At 40.3% G+C, this 15,589-nt stretch carries 16 protein-coding genes; 1 reads left to right on the top strand and 15 read right to left on the bottom strand.

Features of this window, described 5'->3' with window-relative positions; genetic code table 11:
- Nucleotides 1-89 precede the first annotated feature (89 nt).
- The 14 genes from PVE40_RS01625 to PVE40_RS01560 form a co-directional block, all read right to left on the bottom strand.
- On the bottom strand, nt 90-602 hold the full coding sequence (locus tag PVE40_RS01625; protein WP_274730118.1) for an adenine phosphoribosyltransferase: 513 nt from the start codon (nt 600-602) through the stop codon (nt 90-92).
- A gap of 22 nt (nt 603-624) precedes the next feature.
- Nucleotides 625-2,949: a single-stranded-DNA-specific exonuclease RecJ gene (gene recJ, locus PVE40_RS01620; RefSeq protein WP_274730117.1), complete on the bottom strand. Its 2,325-nt coding sequence runs from the start codon at nt 2,947-2,949 to the stop codon at nt 625-627.
- Nucleotides 2,950-3,018: 69 nt separating this feature from the next.
- On the bottom strand, nt 3,019-3,432 hold the full coding sequence (locus PVE40_RS01615) for a lipopolysaccharide assembly protein LapA domain-containing protein (protein ID WP_274730116.1): 414 nt from the start codon (nt 3,430-3,432) through the stop codon (nt 3,019-3,021).
- A gap of 29 nt (nt 3,433-3,461) precedes the next feature.
- Nucleotides 3,462-4,400, bottom strand: coding sequence for a ribonuclease Z (rnz, locus tag PVE40_RS01610; protein ID WP_274730115.1), 939 nt, complete (start codon nt 4,398-4,400; stop codon nt 3,462-3,464).
- Between the two features lie 27 nt (nt 4,401-4,427).
- Nucleotides 4,428-5,735, bottom strand: coding sequence for a GTPase ObgE (gene obgE, locus PVE40_RS01605; protein WP_274730114.1), 1,308 nt, complete (start codon nt 5,733-5,735; stop codon nt 4,428-4,430).
- A gap of 177 nt (nt 5,736-5,912) precedes the next feature.
- Nucleotides 5,913-7,976 (bottom strand): glycine--tRNA ligase subunit beta, encoded by a 2,064-nt coding sequence (glyS, locus tag PVE40_RS01600; protein WP_274730113.1) that lies wholly within the window; start codon nt 7,974-7,976, stop codon nt 5,913-5,915.
- Nucleotides 7,973-8,890 (bottom strand): glycine--tRNA ligase subunit alpha, encoded by a 918-nt coding sequence (gene glyQ, locus PVE40_RS01595; RefSeq protein ID WP_274730112.1) that lies wholly within the window; start codon nt 8,888-8,890, stop codon nt 7,973-7,975. The genes glyS and glyQ overlap by 4 nt, the downstream gene beginning before the upstream one ends.
- A gap of 312 nt (nt 8,891-9,202) precedes the next feature.
- A complete protein-coding gene (gene recO, locus PVE40_RS01590) occupies nt 9,203-10,024 on the bottom strand; it encodes a DNA repair protein RecO (RefSeq protein ID WP_274730111.1) in 822 nt (273 codons plus the stop codon).
- Nucleotides 9,996-10,907, bottom strand: a complete 912-nt coding sequence (gene era / locus PVE40_RS01585) for a GTPase Era (RefSeq protein ID WP_274730110.1) — start codon at nt 10,905-10,907, stop codon at nt 9,996-9,998. Before era ends, recO begins: the two co-directional genes overlap by 29 nt.
- A 13-nt stretch (nt 10,908-10,920) precedes the next feature.
- Entirely contained in the window at nt 10,921-11,334 is a 414-nt protein-coding gene (locus tag PVE40_RS01580) for a diacylglycerol kinase family protein (RefSeq protein ID WP_274730109.1), read from the bottom strand.
- Nucleotides 11,306-11,788 carry an rRNA maturation RNase YbeY gene (ybeY, locus tag PVE40_RS01575; RefSeq protein ID WP_274730120.1) on the bottom strand — a complete coding sequence of 161 codons (483 nt, stop codon included), beginning with the start codon at nt 11,786-11,788 and terminating at the stop codon, nt 11,306-11,308. The genes PVE40_RS01580 and ybeY overlap by 29 nt, the downstream gene beginning before the upstream one ends.
- 12 nt (nt 11,789-11,800) lie before the next feature.
- Nucleotides 11,801-12,769, bottom strand: a complete 969-nt coding sequence (locus PVE40_RS01570) for a PhoH family protein (RefSeq protein ID WP_274730108.1) — start codon at nt 12,767-12,769, stop codon at nt 11,801-11,803.
- 192 nt (nt 12,770-12,961) lie between these two features.
- Nucleotides 12,962-13,135: a 30S ribosomal protein S21 gene (rpsU, locus tag PVE40_RS01565; RefSeq protein ID WP_010053707.1), complete on the bottom strand. Its 174-nt coding sequence runs from the start codon at nt 13,133-13,135 to the stop codon at nt 12,962-12,964.
- A gap of 149 nt (nt 13,136-13,284) precedes the next feature.
- Nucleotides 13,285-13,716, bottom strand: coding sequence for a Fur family transcriptional regulator (locus PVE40_RS01560; RefSeq protein WP_274730107.1), 432 nt, complete (start codon nt 13,714-13,716; stop codon nt 13,285-13,287).
- Nucleotides 13,717-13,803: 87 nt separating this feature from the next.
- Here PVE40_RS01560 and PVE40_RS01555 point away from each other — a divergent pair, with 87 nt between their 5' ends.
- A complete protein-coding gene (locus PVE40_RS01555) occupies nt 13,804-14,613 on the top strand; it encodes a pyruvate, water dikinase regulatory protein (protein ID WP_274730106.1) in 810 nt (269 codons plus the stop codon).
- A 46-nt stretch (nt 14,614-14,659) separates the two neighbouring features.
- On the opposite strand, the gene PVE40_RS01550 is transcribed toward PVE40_RS01555, so the two are convergent.
- Nucleotides 14,660-15,553, bottom strand: coding sequence for a deoxyribonuclease IV (locus PVE40_RS01550; RefSeq protein WP_274730105.1), 894 nt, complete (start codon nt 15,551-15,553; stop codon nt 14,660-14,662).
- Nucleotides 15,554-15,589: the final 36 nt, after the last annotated feature.

Raw genomic sequence — 15,589 nt, 5'->3', positions numbered from 1 at the left:
ACTACTATATCTGAAAAAAAGAAAATAGTAGGCAGGAACCCCCGTCGGGGTTTCTACCTACTAATCTTAGTATGTTTTTTCGTTATGGCTTAATATTCCATTAATGTAAAGATATCGTAACCCTTCACCATGTCTCTACCGTTTAAGTCTAGCAATTCAATCAAGAACGCCAAGCCGACAACTTCTCCGCCTAACTTCTCAATCAATTCAACCGTTGCACGAGTAGTACCACCAGTTGCTAATAAATCATCACAGATTAGCACTTTTTCACCTGGTAGAACTGCATCTGAGTGCAATTGCAAGACTGCTTCACCATACTCCAACCCATAGGCAACTTCTACTGTTTCGCGTGGCAATTTTCCTTTTTTACGAGCCATGGCGAAACCACTGCCTAATCCAACTGCTACCGGACAGCCTACCATGAATCCACGTGCTTCAGGTCCGACTACTTTATCTACCTTTTTGTCTTTCGCAAATTCAATGATTTTTTCGATTGCTTTTTGATATGCTTCTCCGTCTTGCATGAGTGGAGAAATATCACGGAAAATAATCCCTTCTTCTGGGAAATTTGGTACATCAGCGATATATTTTTTAAAATCCATCAACTTATCCTCCTACTGACCTTCAGTTTCCTTGTTCACTCAGCCATGTTTTGACTTCATCAAAGAGGCCATAAATGAATAATTTTTCTGCTTTTATATTTTTAATTCTTTGTTGATATGTCTCTGTTTCAGTTAACTCAATCCGTTGAGGGTTTTTCACTGGATTCAGTACACCGTTGTCTATTGTAACAAATTTCGCCTCTAAAAACATCGATATGATAAAAATCAACAAATTCTTATGAATTTGTAAGTATTTAGCCAAAGCATCCAGCTTCCCACGAACATCCATATTTTGACGAGTATAGAAATACTTATAGATGTGGGAAATTTGTTCCTTAGTAGGCATTCCTTCCAGGGTAGCCGGCTTGATTGGATAGGCATAAACGTAGTAATTTTCGAAGGAATGGTCAGCTAAGAAACTAGCTAAATCATCCAAATGAGTTGGACAATCCATCAATACGAGATTACGTAATGTGTCTCCAAATGGCGGGATGGAATCATCACTTTCCAACAACACTGCAACTGAACTAGAAGGGATCCGATTCGCTGTTTGTTCAAAAAACTTGCGGTTGAAAAATAAATAAACACTCGCTTCTTTCGTTAGAGAATCAGCTGCTAGTTTTGAACTGCGTAAATCAAAGTATTGCACCTGATTCACTTTTAAATCTTTCAAAAAGAGCTGAGGTTTGGAGATATCTTTCCATGTATTGACACTCAGTTCCCCTACCGCAGAAACTGGCTGTTGTTCCGTCAAATGGTTCGCCAGCTTACCATGGTTGAAGCCAATTACATCTAACTGTTCCTGATTTCTTTGCAGAATCATTTTCAAATGTTGTTGGTCTGCACCAATTTTTCGTACATTTTTAACTTCCGTATCCCGAAAGCCAAAGACCGGTTTGGCATTTCCAGTGCCAAACGGCTTCAAGAGGTTCAACTCTTCTAAAAAGGCTAAATTGACTTCCTCTACTGAAAGGATTTCATCTATATAAAGTGTTTCCCCTTTTTCAATATCAGCCTGTAAAAGTTTCGCATATTCGTTCAAAGAGTGCGCTAATTGATCCAGCTGTTCCTTTGCCACACTCATTCCAGCTGCCATTTTGTGACCGCCAAACTTCAGTAACAGGTCGGATGAAGCAGAGAGGGCTTCATAGATGTGAACAGATTCGATGCTTCTAGCAGAACCTTTTGCAATCCCTGTTTCTTCATCAAGATGTAATAAAATTGTAGGTCGACCCGTATGTTCTACCAGTCTACTCGCTACGATTCCAAGAACACCTTCATGCCAATTGGTTTCTGCTAAGAGAAGAATAAGTGGTAGTTCTTCAAGAGCCTCTACTTTCTTTAGTGCCGATTCAAAAATTTCAGCGACAATTTCTTGTCTTTTGCTATTCGTTGTTTGAATCATTGCCACTACTTCCTCTAAGCGCTCTTCGTCAAAGGAAAGGAGCAATTCGACGCCTGGAGATGCGTCGCCTAAGCGGCCAAGTGCATTCAATCTTGGTCCAATAATAAATCCAATGGACTCTTCGTCCAATTGGTCTACCTGTATGCTCGCTTTTTCGAATAAGAGATGCAAGCCCAGTCGTTCTGTCTGTCTCAACGCTAAAATACCTTGTTGGACAATCCAGCGATTTTCATCCGTTAGAGACACCAAGTCAGCGACCGTACCAATAGCTGCAATATCCAGCCATTCATAAGGGATACGTTCCATTAAGGCTCCGGCAATCTTTAATGCGACACCGGCACCTGACAAATCTTCAAACGGATAGTTCCCGTTTGGATGCTTGGGATGGATGACTGCATACGCGTCTGGCAATGTCTCGGGAATCTCGTGGTGATCGCTAACAATCACATCAATTCCATGTTGATTTGCTAGAGCAATGGATTCATGACCTGTAACACCATTATCACAAGTCAGGATTAATTCCGTTCCTTCATCAATAAAGGTTTGAAAAAGGCGAGGATTCGGCCCATATCCATCGCTAAAACGGTTCGGTAAATAATAGGAAACATTTGCTCCTAAACTTTCCAATGCCTCAACTAGGATGGCTGTACTCGTGATACCATCCGCATCATAATCACCGAACACCTTAATAGCTTGTCCTTCTTCGATTGCAATTTTAATGCGATCAATTGCCTTTTCCATTTCGTATAATAAAAAAGGGTCATGGAAGGAAGTTTCGTCTTGTTGGAGAAAGGCATCAATTTTTTCTTTGGTATCGAGCCCTCTATGCAAACAAAGACGTAAGAAGGCGTCACTATATTCGGTTTGTTTCTGGAGAGTAAGAAGTTCTCCGTTACTAGTTGGATGCTCTTTAATTCTCCAATTCATTCTTGCAGTTAACAATCCGTAATCTCCTCTCTTCCCTTTCATCAAGAAAAGAAACTCCGCCCGCACTTCCAGGCGAAGTTTTTTCTATTGATAGAGGTCCCGACGATTTGTATCGGTATACGAAGGAACCGTTGTTTCAGTTTGTCTTAATTGATTTATTTCGCTTTCTTTAGCTGCAAGAGACTCCTGGAGAGCTTGAATTCGCTCTTCATACTGTGTTCGCACACGTTTAATCGCCTCTTGGGACTGCTCTTCTTGTTGGTTCACTTTCCCACGCAGAGTTTTTAGCTCTTTATTGCGGTGGCCCGTTGCCACTGTAGAAACAAGCAGCGTCAGCAAAGAACCTAGCAATAAAGATATGAAAATAATGATGATAAGAGGGGCGATTACTTCGCCGAAGCCAAAGTTGACAGGAACATCATCCACGTTCAAAACGGCAAAGACAATAATAATGAATAGTACGATAATACCGGCAATCAATCTCCATTGATTTTTCATTTACATCCATCCTTATCTATTTCATTTTTTCAATCTGATTCTTTAGAAAGGTGAATATCAAATTCATCGTAGTCATTTACAAGCGTCGTTGCCTTAAATATAGCTCTCGCATCTTTTTCTAAGGCATAGACCTCTTTTCCTGCATAACGAGAACTAATGTGAGTTAAATAGAGCTGCTGAACATTTGCATCTCGCGCTACCTTCGCTGCATCGACACACGTAGAATGGAAATAATCATAAGCAATTTGTTGGCTGTGCTTATCGAACGTAGCCTCGTGGACTAATACATCGGAATTTTTTGCCAACTTTACACTTTGCTTGGTTCTTCTTGTGTCGCCAAGGATCGTAACCACTCGACCTCGAATCGCCTTCCCAACATAATCTTCTCCATCTAAGGTTCTGCCATTTGGTAAAACGACCGTCTCACCATTTTTCAGTTTCCCATAAATAGGACCTGCAGGAACATTCTCGGCCTTTAACTTGTCCACTAATAATTCACCTGGATAAGCTGCCTCTTCTACCCGGTAGCCAAAAGACGGAATCCCATGAGAAAGTTTCGCGCAGGTTACTTGGAACTGCTTGTCCGCAAAAACAACCCCTTCTTCCTCTAACTCATGGAAAAAAATTGGATAACGGAGATGGGACTGTGAAACTCGCAAACTGGTTAGGACAAAATCTTTTATCCCTTTCGGGCCGTATATGGTAAGAGGTGTATCGCCGCCTTGGAACGCACGACTACTTAGAAAACCAGGCAAACCAAAGATATGATCTCCATGTAAGTGGGTAATAAAAACTTTGCTTACCTTGCGTGGTTTCAATGAAGTCTTTAAAATACGCTGTTGTGTTCCTTCTCCACAATCGAAAAGCCAAATTTCATTTCGCTCATCAAGCAGCTTTAAGGCAATGCTGCTTAAATATCGCATGGTGGAAGGAACTCCCGCGCCTGTACCTAAAAATTGTATTTTCATGTTTTTGACACTCGTTTCGTTTTACGGTTAGTCGACAAACTCAAATTCATAATCCATGATGCGCACTAAGTCGCCATCTTGAGCCCCACGTTCCCGTAGTTTTTCATCAATGCCCATTCCTCTAAGTTGACGAGCAAAACGCATGATGCTTTCATCATGATTAAAGTTAGTCATCAAGAATAGTTTTTCTAAGCGTTCGCCGCCAAGAATCCATGTGGCATTCGAATCTCTAGTAATCTCAATTCCTTGATTTTGATCATCTTCAAATTTATAAAGAACGGAAGCTTCATCCTCTTCTTCAAATAATGGGAACAAGTCCGTTGTTTCCAATACTTCTGCTGTGTGATTCAGTAAGTCATCTAGCCCTTGGTTTTGATAAGCCGAGATTTCAAAAATACGTGGCATATCTGCTACAGAGTATAATTCAGCCAATTGATCGCGGAACTCTTCTAGATTTTCCTTTGCACCAGGAACATCCATCTTGTTTGCTACAATAATCATTGGTCGTTCCAACAATTTCAGTTCATAGCTTTCAAGTTCTTTGTTGATGGTTTGGAAGTCTTCAAACGGGTCACGGCCTTCTGTTGCACCCATGTCTAGCACATGTAAAATAACGCGAGTCCGCTCGATATGACGTAGGAACTGAATACCTAATCCTACTCCTTGCGAAGCTCCCTCAATCAAACCTGGTAAGTCTGCCATAACAAACTGGGCACCACTCGTTGTTTTCACCATTCCTAAGTTTGGAACAATGGTCGTAAAGTGATAAGCACCGATTTTTGGTTTTGCTGAAGAAACAACGGAAAGAATGGTTGATTTCCCAACGGATGGGAAGCCTACTAAACCGACATCTGCAATAACTTTCAATTCCAAATCTAAAATTAATTCTTCACCCGGTTCACCATTTTCAGCAATCTCTGGAGCTGGGTTACGAGGAGAGGCAAACTTAATATTCCCTCTTCCGCCACGTCCACCCTTTGCTACTACCAATTGTTGTCCAGGTTCTGTCAAGTCACCTAACAAAGCTTTGGTTTCTGCATTCCGCACGATGGTACCTGGCGGAACCTTCACGACTGTGTCTTTGGCAGATTTACCGTATTTACTCTTACTCATTCCATTTTCACCAGGGGTTCCGCGGAAATGACGGTTATAACGGAAATCTAATAACGTACGTAAGCCAGCATCCACTTCAAAAATGATGCTTCCGCCTTTTCCACCGTCTCCACCAGCAGGACCACCATCCGGTACATACTTTTCACGCTTGAAGGCAACCATTCCGTCGCCACCTTTACCGGCTTTCACGTTGATTTGCGCGTGATCTAAAAACATTGACATAAGATGTCCTCCTTGGAACGTTCTTTCAGAACTCGTTCCTTACTTCTATTTACTTTCCTTGCAATCCTTTTTCATCTTCTAATTTAACATATCGAAGGACGTTCATAAAGCATATTCGCTCTAATAAAAGACAATCCGCTCCCATGTGCAGGATGCTCGCGGGAACGGATTTCCTTTTTATTTCGTAATTAACTTTCTCACATCTGCGAAACTCTTGATTCGCTCTGCTACCAATGCAAGTGTATGAAGACGATTATTCCGTACTGCAGAATCATCTACCATAACCATGTTTTCATCAAAGAATGCTGTGATATATGGTTCTAGAGCTGCTAATGCTGCTAATTTCTCATTCACCGTTGCAGAATTCCAGATGGTTTCCAAATGGTTCCCTTGGACATACAGATTCTTTTCGCTGGCCGTTTCGAACAGATTTAAATCCACTTCATACGGTGCTTCAGCTTTCTCCGCCAAGTTCAATACACGAGCTAACGATTCAACAAACCCTTTGTACGATTCATGGGATTGGAAGTCAGCGAGCACCTCTGCATTTTTAATGATGAGTAACAAGTCTGTTTCCCCACAATGTAGAACCGCTTCTTGAATATCATGAGAGATTTGGTAAGCCTGAAGTCTTTGTTGGACACGCCCTTTAGCAAAGTCCATCAAGTCCGTTGTCAGTTTCTCCATATGCGCAGTTTCTTTGAGTTGATATACCTGTTCCAACGCACCCATCAAGAAATTTTGAAGGGAGAAGGACCATTGATACGACTCAATTACTTGCACAACTCCAATCATTTGACGACGTAGTGCGTATGGATCGTTAGAACCAGTAGGAATCATTTCTTGTTTGAAGAAGCTGATGATACTGTCCAGTTTATCCGCTACTGCGAGTACTGCACCGATTGTAGTCTCTGGTAATGCAGAATCACTCGATAAGGGTAAGTAATGTTCACGAATAGCAGCTGCCACTTCAGGTGCTTCCCCTTGAAGCAAGGCATAACGCTCGCCCATTTTCCCTTGTAGTTCAGGAAACTCTCCTACCATATTAGAAACTAAATCGAATTTGTAAATGGAAGCAGCTCTTCCTAGTAAAGCTCGGTCATCTTCATTCATTCCAATAAGTTCGGCTAGTTTATCTGCTAAACGAGCCGTTTGGTGCATTTTTTGGGCTAAGGAGCCGATTTTCGCATGGAAAGAAACAGAAGCCAATTTATTTACTGATTCTTCAATCGTAATTTTTTGGTCTTCTTCATAAAAGAATAGGGCGTCTTCTAAGCGAGCCGTTAATACTTTCCGGTTCCCTTTACGAACCATATCGATATGTTCCCCATTCCCATTGCGAACAGAAATGAAGTTTGGCTGTAATTGCCCTGCTTGATTCGTTACTTCAAAATAACGCTGATGCTCTTTCATCGAAGTAATCAAAACTTCTTCTGGTAAAGAAAGGTACTTCTCATCAAAAGAACCATCGAAAGCTGTTGGGTATTCAACAAGAGCAACAACTTCTTCTAACAGTTCATCGTCAGAAGGAATAATCCAGCCATGTTCTTGTTCAATTTCGTGCATTTGTTCCACAATCATTGCTTTCCGTTTATCTAAATCTACAATTACAAATTCATCAGCTAGAGCTGATTCGTATTCATCTGCAGAAGAAAATGTTACTTCTTTCCCTAAGAAACGATGTCCTCTTGAAGTACGACCAGATTCGATCGTTAAGAATGTAAATGGAATCACTTCAGAACCATATAGAGCGGTAATCCAATGAATCGGACGGATAAATTCAAATAATTGATCTGCCCACCGCATCGTTACTGGGAACCGTAACGCTTGAATCACTTCGGGAAGATTTCTCAATACATCAACCGTTTGGATTCCTTTCATTTCTTTATTCGCATAAACGTATTCGACACCTTTTAATTCTTCAAAGTACAATGCGTCAACGTCTACACCTTGACCACGAGCAAATCCCATGGCTGCTTTCGTCCAATTACCATCTGCATCGAGCGCGATTTTCTTCGCTGGACCTTTTGCTTTTTCAACAATATCTTCTTGTTTATCTGCAACAGCCTGCACGCTCACTGCCAATCGTCTTGGTGTAGCGAAAGCTTGGATTTCACCGTGTGCAATACGATTTTCTTCTAGAAAGGTTTGCATATGTGTTTTTAATTGTTCACTGCTTGCACGTAAGAATCGTGCAGGAACTTCTTCTAATCCAATTTCTAATAATAGCGTTGTACTCACTTGGTTTCCTCCTTCAATAGTCGTTCACGATCCGCTTCTGGAAGTAGTGGATAGCCTAGTTCTTTCCGTTTCTCAACAAAGGCTTTGGCTAACTTACGTGCCATATTCCGAATACGAGCTAAGAACCCAGCGCGGTCTGTCGCAGAAATGACTCCACGAGCGTCTAACAAGTTAAAGGCATGCGAGCATTTCAATACATAATCATATGCCGGATGGACTAAACCATTCTCGATTTGTTTCAATGCTTCTTCGTTATAAGCTTCAAACAAATTCATTAATAGTTTTGGATCACTTTCTTCAAAGGAATATTTTGAATGTTCAAATTCCGGTTGATAGAAGATTTCTCCATATTTTACGCCTTCCGTCCAATCCAAATCGTAAACATTTTCAACGTCTTGAATGTAAGAAGCCAATCGCTCAATTCCGTAAGTCAATTCGCTCGTAACCGGGTTGCACTCTAGTCCCCCTACTTGTTGGAAATAAGTGAATTGAGTAATTTCCATTCCATCCAACCACACTTCCCAGCCAAGTCCTGCACAACCAAGAGATGGATTCTCCCAGTTATCCTCTACAAAACGGATGTCATGTTCAAGTGGATTGATACCTAAAGCCTCTAAACTTTTTAGATAAAGTTCTTGGATGTTTATTGGAGAAGGCTTCATCACTACTTGGAATTGATGATGTTGGTATAACCGGTTTGGATTGTCTCCGTAACGGCCATCTGCCGGCCTTCTTGACGGCTCTACATATGCCGCATTCCAAGGCTCTGGTCCAATTGCACGGAGGAATGTATAAGGACTCATGGTCCCTGCTCCTTTTTCCGTGTCATAGGCATTTAACAACAAACAGCCTTGTTCGGCCCAATAGTTTTGCAGAATTTGAATCATTTTCTGAACCGTAATTTTTTCTCCCATATGAATTCTCCTTTTTTGAATGTGTACGTAGCAGAAAAGAGCATAAAAAAATCGCCCCTATGCCGCCTAAATGCAACATAGGGACGAGTTATCTACTCGCGGTTCCACCCTACTTCTGGTTCTACCAGCTCTTCATTCACTGAACTCAGATGTGCCTTTCCGATTCGCCTTCCTCATATTTGGCTTACACTATCCCAAATTCGCTAGAGAGGAGTAACGGTCGTACTTTCATCGTCAACATTCTTATTAGATTCTTATTTATATATAGTAAACACGTAGAAAAATAAAGTCAAGCAAAAGTTGGCTGCCTCTCTATTCCTCTTCTTCACGTTTCCGCTTTACAATCTGCATTGATTGTTCCCATTCATACATCTGATCAATGTAAGCCTTACTCTTCAGGCGTATTCCTACAAACTCATCATAGAAGAAATCAATAAGCTGTCGAATTGCTTCTTTTGTATCGCTTTTTAAAGAAATCTGGTTTACCTGTGTCGGTTGGATTACTTGGAAAATGCGACAAAAGTGAATCGCCGCAGGATGAATCTGCAATCGTTTCGGATCTTCGTGGAAATGCTTCGTACACAAAACACCTGAATAGCGTACTGAATAGTCAAATGGCTCTTTTTCGTTTCCACAAACGGCACATCGCCCCAATTTAGGGAAGACCCCAAAATAACGCAACATATTCATTTCAAAAATGTTCATGATGATTTCTGGATCCAGTCCATTTTGCAATTGTTGGTAACTAACCAGTAGGAGGTCAAATAATTCCTTATTTACCTCACCGTCTTCGATTGCGGCATCCGCTAGATTAGCAAAATACGTACTATAAGCATTCAGATATACATCTTGTTGAATGACTGAAAAGTTTTCAACTTCCTTGTAATCTTGCAAAAAACAAAGACCGTCTGACTTGATTGTCCCTATATAAGTCGCATGTGAAAACGGCAATAGAGCTGTTTTCATCGCATGATTGGCTTTGTAGTAGTTTCTAACGAAAAACATCCGTTGGCCGTATTCAAGCGTGAAGATTTTGATGAGCGCATCTTGTTCTTTATGCTTCCTAATCGACAAGACAATCCCACCAAACTCTTGGTAAGCCGTCTTACTCATAATCTTTTTGACGATATCCATACTCTTGGAGATGGGATTGTTTATTCCGCCAGTCTTTTTGGACTTTTACCCATAATTCTAAAAAGACTTTATCCCCGAGCATGATTTCAATGTCGCGACGGGCACGTGTTCCGACTTCTTTTAGCATCTTCCCACCTTTGCCAATGATAATTCCTTTTTGGCTGGAACGTTCAACAATGATGGTTGCATAGATATGGATTTTATTGTCTTCATTTCGTTGCATGGAATCAACGACAACTGCTACAGAATGCGGGATTTCTTCACGCGTTAACTGCAAAACTTTTTCACGAATGAATTCAGATACGATAAAGTATTCTGGATGATCCGTTACTTGATCAGCTGGATAGTATTGTGGGCCTACTGGTAAATATTTTTGAATCGTTTGAAGTAGAGCATCCACGTTGTTTCCATTTGTTGCAGAAATGGGAACCACTTCAGCAAACTCTTGGACAGAGGTATAGTCTGTAATGATGTGTAACAATTCTTCAGGAGAAATTTTATCAATTTTATTGATAATTAAGAATTTTGGAGTACGGATTTTTTCCATCCGTTCCATAATGAAATTATCTCCGCCTCCACGTTTCTCTTCCGCATTAACCATGAAGAGAACGATGTCTACTTGGTTAAACGTACTATAGGCACTTTGTAACATAAAGTCATTCAATCGATGGGATGGTTTATGGATACCAGGTGTATCGATAAATACCATTTGTGATTGGTCAGTCGTTACTACACCTTGAATTTTATTACGTGTTGTTTGTGGCACATCACTCATGATGGCTACCTTTTGACCGACAATCCGGTTCAATAAAGTGGATTTACCGACATTCGGTCTTCCAATAATGGAAATAAATCCTGATTTAAATGATTGATTTTCTTCCATTCATTTCTCCTCCTTAAAAAAAGTGGGCATAGAACTTGGGAATAAAAATGAGCGCAGCAATCGTGACCGCGAATGTTGCAGACACCAATACCGCCCCTGCAGCAATATCTTTTGCTCTCTTTGCCAGGGGGTGGAATTCGTAGTCCGTAATCATGTCAACGACTGTCTCAAAAATAGTATTCACAAATTCCATCATAATTACCAAAAAAATACAGGTGAGAATAAAAGCCCATTCCCATGCAGCAATTTGGAAATAGAATCCCAATGCAATCGGAATAAATCCCAACGCCGCATGATGTCGCATATTCCGCTCTTCTTTTAGAATCACTTTGATTCCGTCCAGAGCATGGAGAAACGATGCACGAAACTTCCTATTCTTCCAATTATTCTTCACTTTTTTATTCTTCTCTTTTAAGTCCATATGCATCCAAAATCTCTTTCTGCAGTCCAAACATTTCTTTTTCATCTTCTTGTGTCATATGATCATACCCATTGAGATGTAAGAAACCATGAAGTGCCAAGAACCCTAACTCGCGTTCGAATCCATGACCATATTCTTTTGCTTGTTCTGCGGTTTTCTCAATCGAAATGATAATATCACCGATGTTTTCTGGGAAATTCTCTCCTACCGTTTCCATATTAATCGGAAAATCATCTTCATCCTCATCATTTAGGGCAAAACTAATGACATCGGTTGGTTGATCCTTGCCACGGTATTCGCGGTTAATTTCTTGAATGCGGTTATTATCTACAAACGTAATGGATAATTCTGTATTCTCTTTTAGCTTTAAGTAGCTTGCAGCAAATTCCACTAAACGGGCTACTAGTTGCTGATGTTCTTCTTGAACAGATTCTGTTTCGTCAAACATATCAATTTCAATCATTCGTGCGCCTTACCCTTTCTCTTCGTAAGCTTCAATAATACGAGCGACTACAGGGTGTCTTACTACGTCATGCGAATCGAAGGAAACAAAAGTGATTCCAGAAATGCCTTTTAGCTTACTTTCTGCGTCAATCAAACCAGACCTTGCCCCTTTTGGTAAGTCAATTTGAGTTTTATCTCCATTCACAATCATCTTCGAGCCAAACCCAAGACGAGTGAGGAACATTTTCATTTGTGCTACCGTCGTATTTTGTGCTTCATCCAAAATAACAAAGGCATCATCCAATGTTCTTCCTCGCATATACGCTAGCGGTGCAATCTCAATCACACCACGCTCCATCAATCGAGTCGTATGTTCCACCCCGTAAATGTTATAAAGTGCATCATAGACAGGTCGTAAATATGGATCCACTTTTTCTTTTAAGTCTCCTGGCAAGAAGCCTAAATTTTCTCCAGCTTCTACTGCAGGACGGGTTAAGATAATCTTCTTCACGGTCCCTGCCTTTAAAGCTTCTACTGCCATAACAACAGCGAGAAACGTTTTCCCTGTACCGGCTGGACCAATTCCAAAGACGATGTCCCTTTTTTTAACTGCTTCGTAATATTCTTTTTGACCAATATTTTTAGCACGAATCACTTTTCCAGTGTATGTTTTGCTGATTATTTCATCATACAGGTTAGAAAAGAAATCTGAGCTGCCTCGTTCTGCCATTTTGATAGCTGCCACAATATCTGTTTGAGCAATAGGAATCCCTCTATGAATCAAGCTCATCAGTTGAGTGAGCAGTGAATGGACGATAGCTGTATTCCCTTCGGTTCCTTTTATTTCAATATGTGTTCCCCTGCTATTAATAATGACGTCCAAAGCATCTTCTAATAATAAGATATGTTTATCCTGTGATCCTAGTAAGGCCGGCATTGTAGAAGCATCTTCTACACGGATATCAACAGTAACTGGATAACGTTCGTTTTCAGTCAAATATGTTACACTCCTCTATCATTCGTTTGATTACATATCTTTTTCATTATATCATACGTAGCTTCGTTTGTTACTATGCAAAAGTCGGATGTTGGTTTGTTATAGCCGTCTGTTTGAGGGATTTGTGTCCTAAAAGTAGAAAAAACCTAGACAAGTTGTCTAGGTCTAAGAATCATGATCACATAGGCAAAATTAGAATTTACGTTTTCTAGCTGCCTCAGATTTTTTCTTGCGTTTTACACTTGGTTTTTCATAAAATTCCCGTTTGCGTGCTTCTTGAAGAGTACCAGTCTTAGAAACAGTACGTTTAAAGCGACGAAGAGCATCGTCAAGAGATTCGTTTTTACGAACAACTGTTTTTGACATTAATATTCCCTCCCTCCGAGCAGTAAAAGTAACCGTTCCATCAAGTTTATTAATTAATCAAAATGAAATTGTCCTTTGATTATTATAGCACAGGTTGAAGCAAATGCAATATTGAATCTGTATTTTTATCGAATAATTATTCAACCTATTTAAGCAGTCTGTGCACATTGATCGCATATGCCAAAAACCTCAAAGCGATGCGATTTTAAGAGACAATTTTTAAGTTGCTGCTCGAAAAAATCCATGGGACACATCTGTAACTGAATCGTTCGGCTGCATTTTTCACATATAAAATGATGGTGGTGATGGCCATCATGGAGACAAGTCATCCGAAACATTTTTTCGTTATGTAATTCTGTGGTTTCTAAGATGCCAATGTCGACAAATGCATATAAATTACGATAAATCGTATCAAAACTCAAGGAAGGATAATCATCTTCGAGCTTTTGTTGGACTTGTTTGGCAGTAAGGTAACGATCTTCATGGGCAAACAGCTTGATTAAGTCTTCCCGTTTCTTTGTGTGCTTCAATCCATGATCTTTCATTCGATCAATAGATTCCAAAATAGCTGCATGGCTCATCTTTTCCCTCCTCATGCTGTTATTTCTTCCCATACTGTAGTATATTGTACCAAAGAATGCAACATGAAATTTAAAGGGAGGGATTGTATGGAAAATCAAAAATTATGTTTTTTTGTTATATCTGATTCATTAGGAGAAACGGCACGAAAAGTCGTGCATGCGGTACTCGCTCAGTTTCCGGGAATCCAATCAGACATGCACCATCACCCGTTTGTGAGAGACCGAGAAACGTTAGACATCATATTAGCAGAAGCAAAAGAATTAAATGGCATTATTATTCATACTTTAGTGGTAGATGACTTAAGCAGCCATACAGAAGCCTTTTGTAAGGCAGAAAGTTTGCGTTGTTATGACATTCTTCAATCGCTTGTATCGGACATTGCAAGAAGTACAGGCATTAATCCTACAAAACGAGCGGGAGCTCTTCACCGCTTAGACGATGAGTATTTCAACCGAATCAGTGCGATCGAGTTTGCAGTGAAATACGATGATGGGAAAGATCCAAAAGGGTTACTGGAAGCAGACCTCGTTTTATTAGGTGTATCACGCACTTCTAAGACTCCTCTTTCCATGTATATGGCGAATAAAAATGTACGTGTGGCAAATTTGCCCATTTTACCTGAAGCCCAAATACCTGAAGAATTGTATGAAGTGAATCCTAAAAAAATCGTTGGACTAACCAATGACATTGAAACATTGGTTGATTTCCGCAAAGAACGGATGCTGGCTTACGGACTTCCTTCAGAAACGCTTTACTCTAATCGTGATCGTATTCAAAAAGAATTAAAATTCGCAACGGATTTATATAATGATTTAGGTTGCTATACCATTAATGTAGCGAAACGATCCATTGAGGAGACAGCTGAAATTATTTTCCGTAATGTATTGTCCAAATAAAAATCACAGTGAGAAAGGGTCGCCCTCTTTCCTCACTGTGATTTTTTTAACTGGTTAAGATGTCATTGATCAAGTTTTGGTTCCATTCTTGTTTACGGAACATTTCAATCTCATGCTTGTAAGGTGGTTTCTTATTCTTTTTGTCTTCTCCAACATAAGGAGTTTCCAAAATTTTAACTATATCGGTTAATTGGGGATGATGAACAATTCGATTCAACGCCTCAAAACCAATAAACCCTTCTCCAATATTTGCATGACGGTCTTTCTTTGCGCCCATTTCGTTTTTCGAATCGTTCACATGAACTACTTTCAAACGATCAAGGCCGATTATTTTGTCGAACTCTTCCAACACTTGGTCAAAATCGTCGCGGATGAAGTAACCTGCATCATGTGTATGACACGTATCCAGAGTAACCGATAATTTCTCGTTATGTGTAACACCGTCTATAATCGCAGCTAGTTCTTCAAACGTACGTCCGATTTCCGTGCCCTTCCCAGCCATTGTTTCCAATGCGATTTGAGCCGTTTGATTAGGTTCTAGAACTTCATTCAACCCTTTAATGATCTGCTGGATGGCTCTTTCAGAACCAGCACCTACATGGGCTCCAGGATGCATGGTAATTTGTGTTGCGCCTAGCGCCTGCGCCCGAACAATCTCCTCACGCAAAAATCCTACTGCAAATTCAAAATGGTCCGGTTTGGTGGTGTTGCCTAGATTAATGATATAAGGAGCATGAACGACAATGTCTACAAGTCCGTGATCTGCCATAAAAGACATCCCGTCCGGAATATTCATCTCATCGATTGCTTTTCTTCTTGTATTTTGAGGCGCACCTGTATAGATCATAAACGTGGTTGCTCCATACGAAAAAGCTTCCTCTGCAGCGCCAAGTAACATTTTCTTTCCACCCATCGAAACATGGGAACCTATTTTAAGCATAATTTCCTCCTTATTGCGAGCCAAAAAGACTCACTT

This window comes from Jeotgalibaca caeni, assembly GCF_028863945.1.
GTDB lineage: Bacteria > Bacillota > Bacilli > Lactobacillales > Aerococcaceae > Jeotgalibaca > Jeotgalibaca caeni.
Note: the sequence above shows the minus strand (reverse complement) of the source record. Positions and strands in the feature narration are given on the sequence as shown.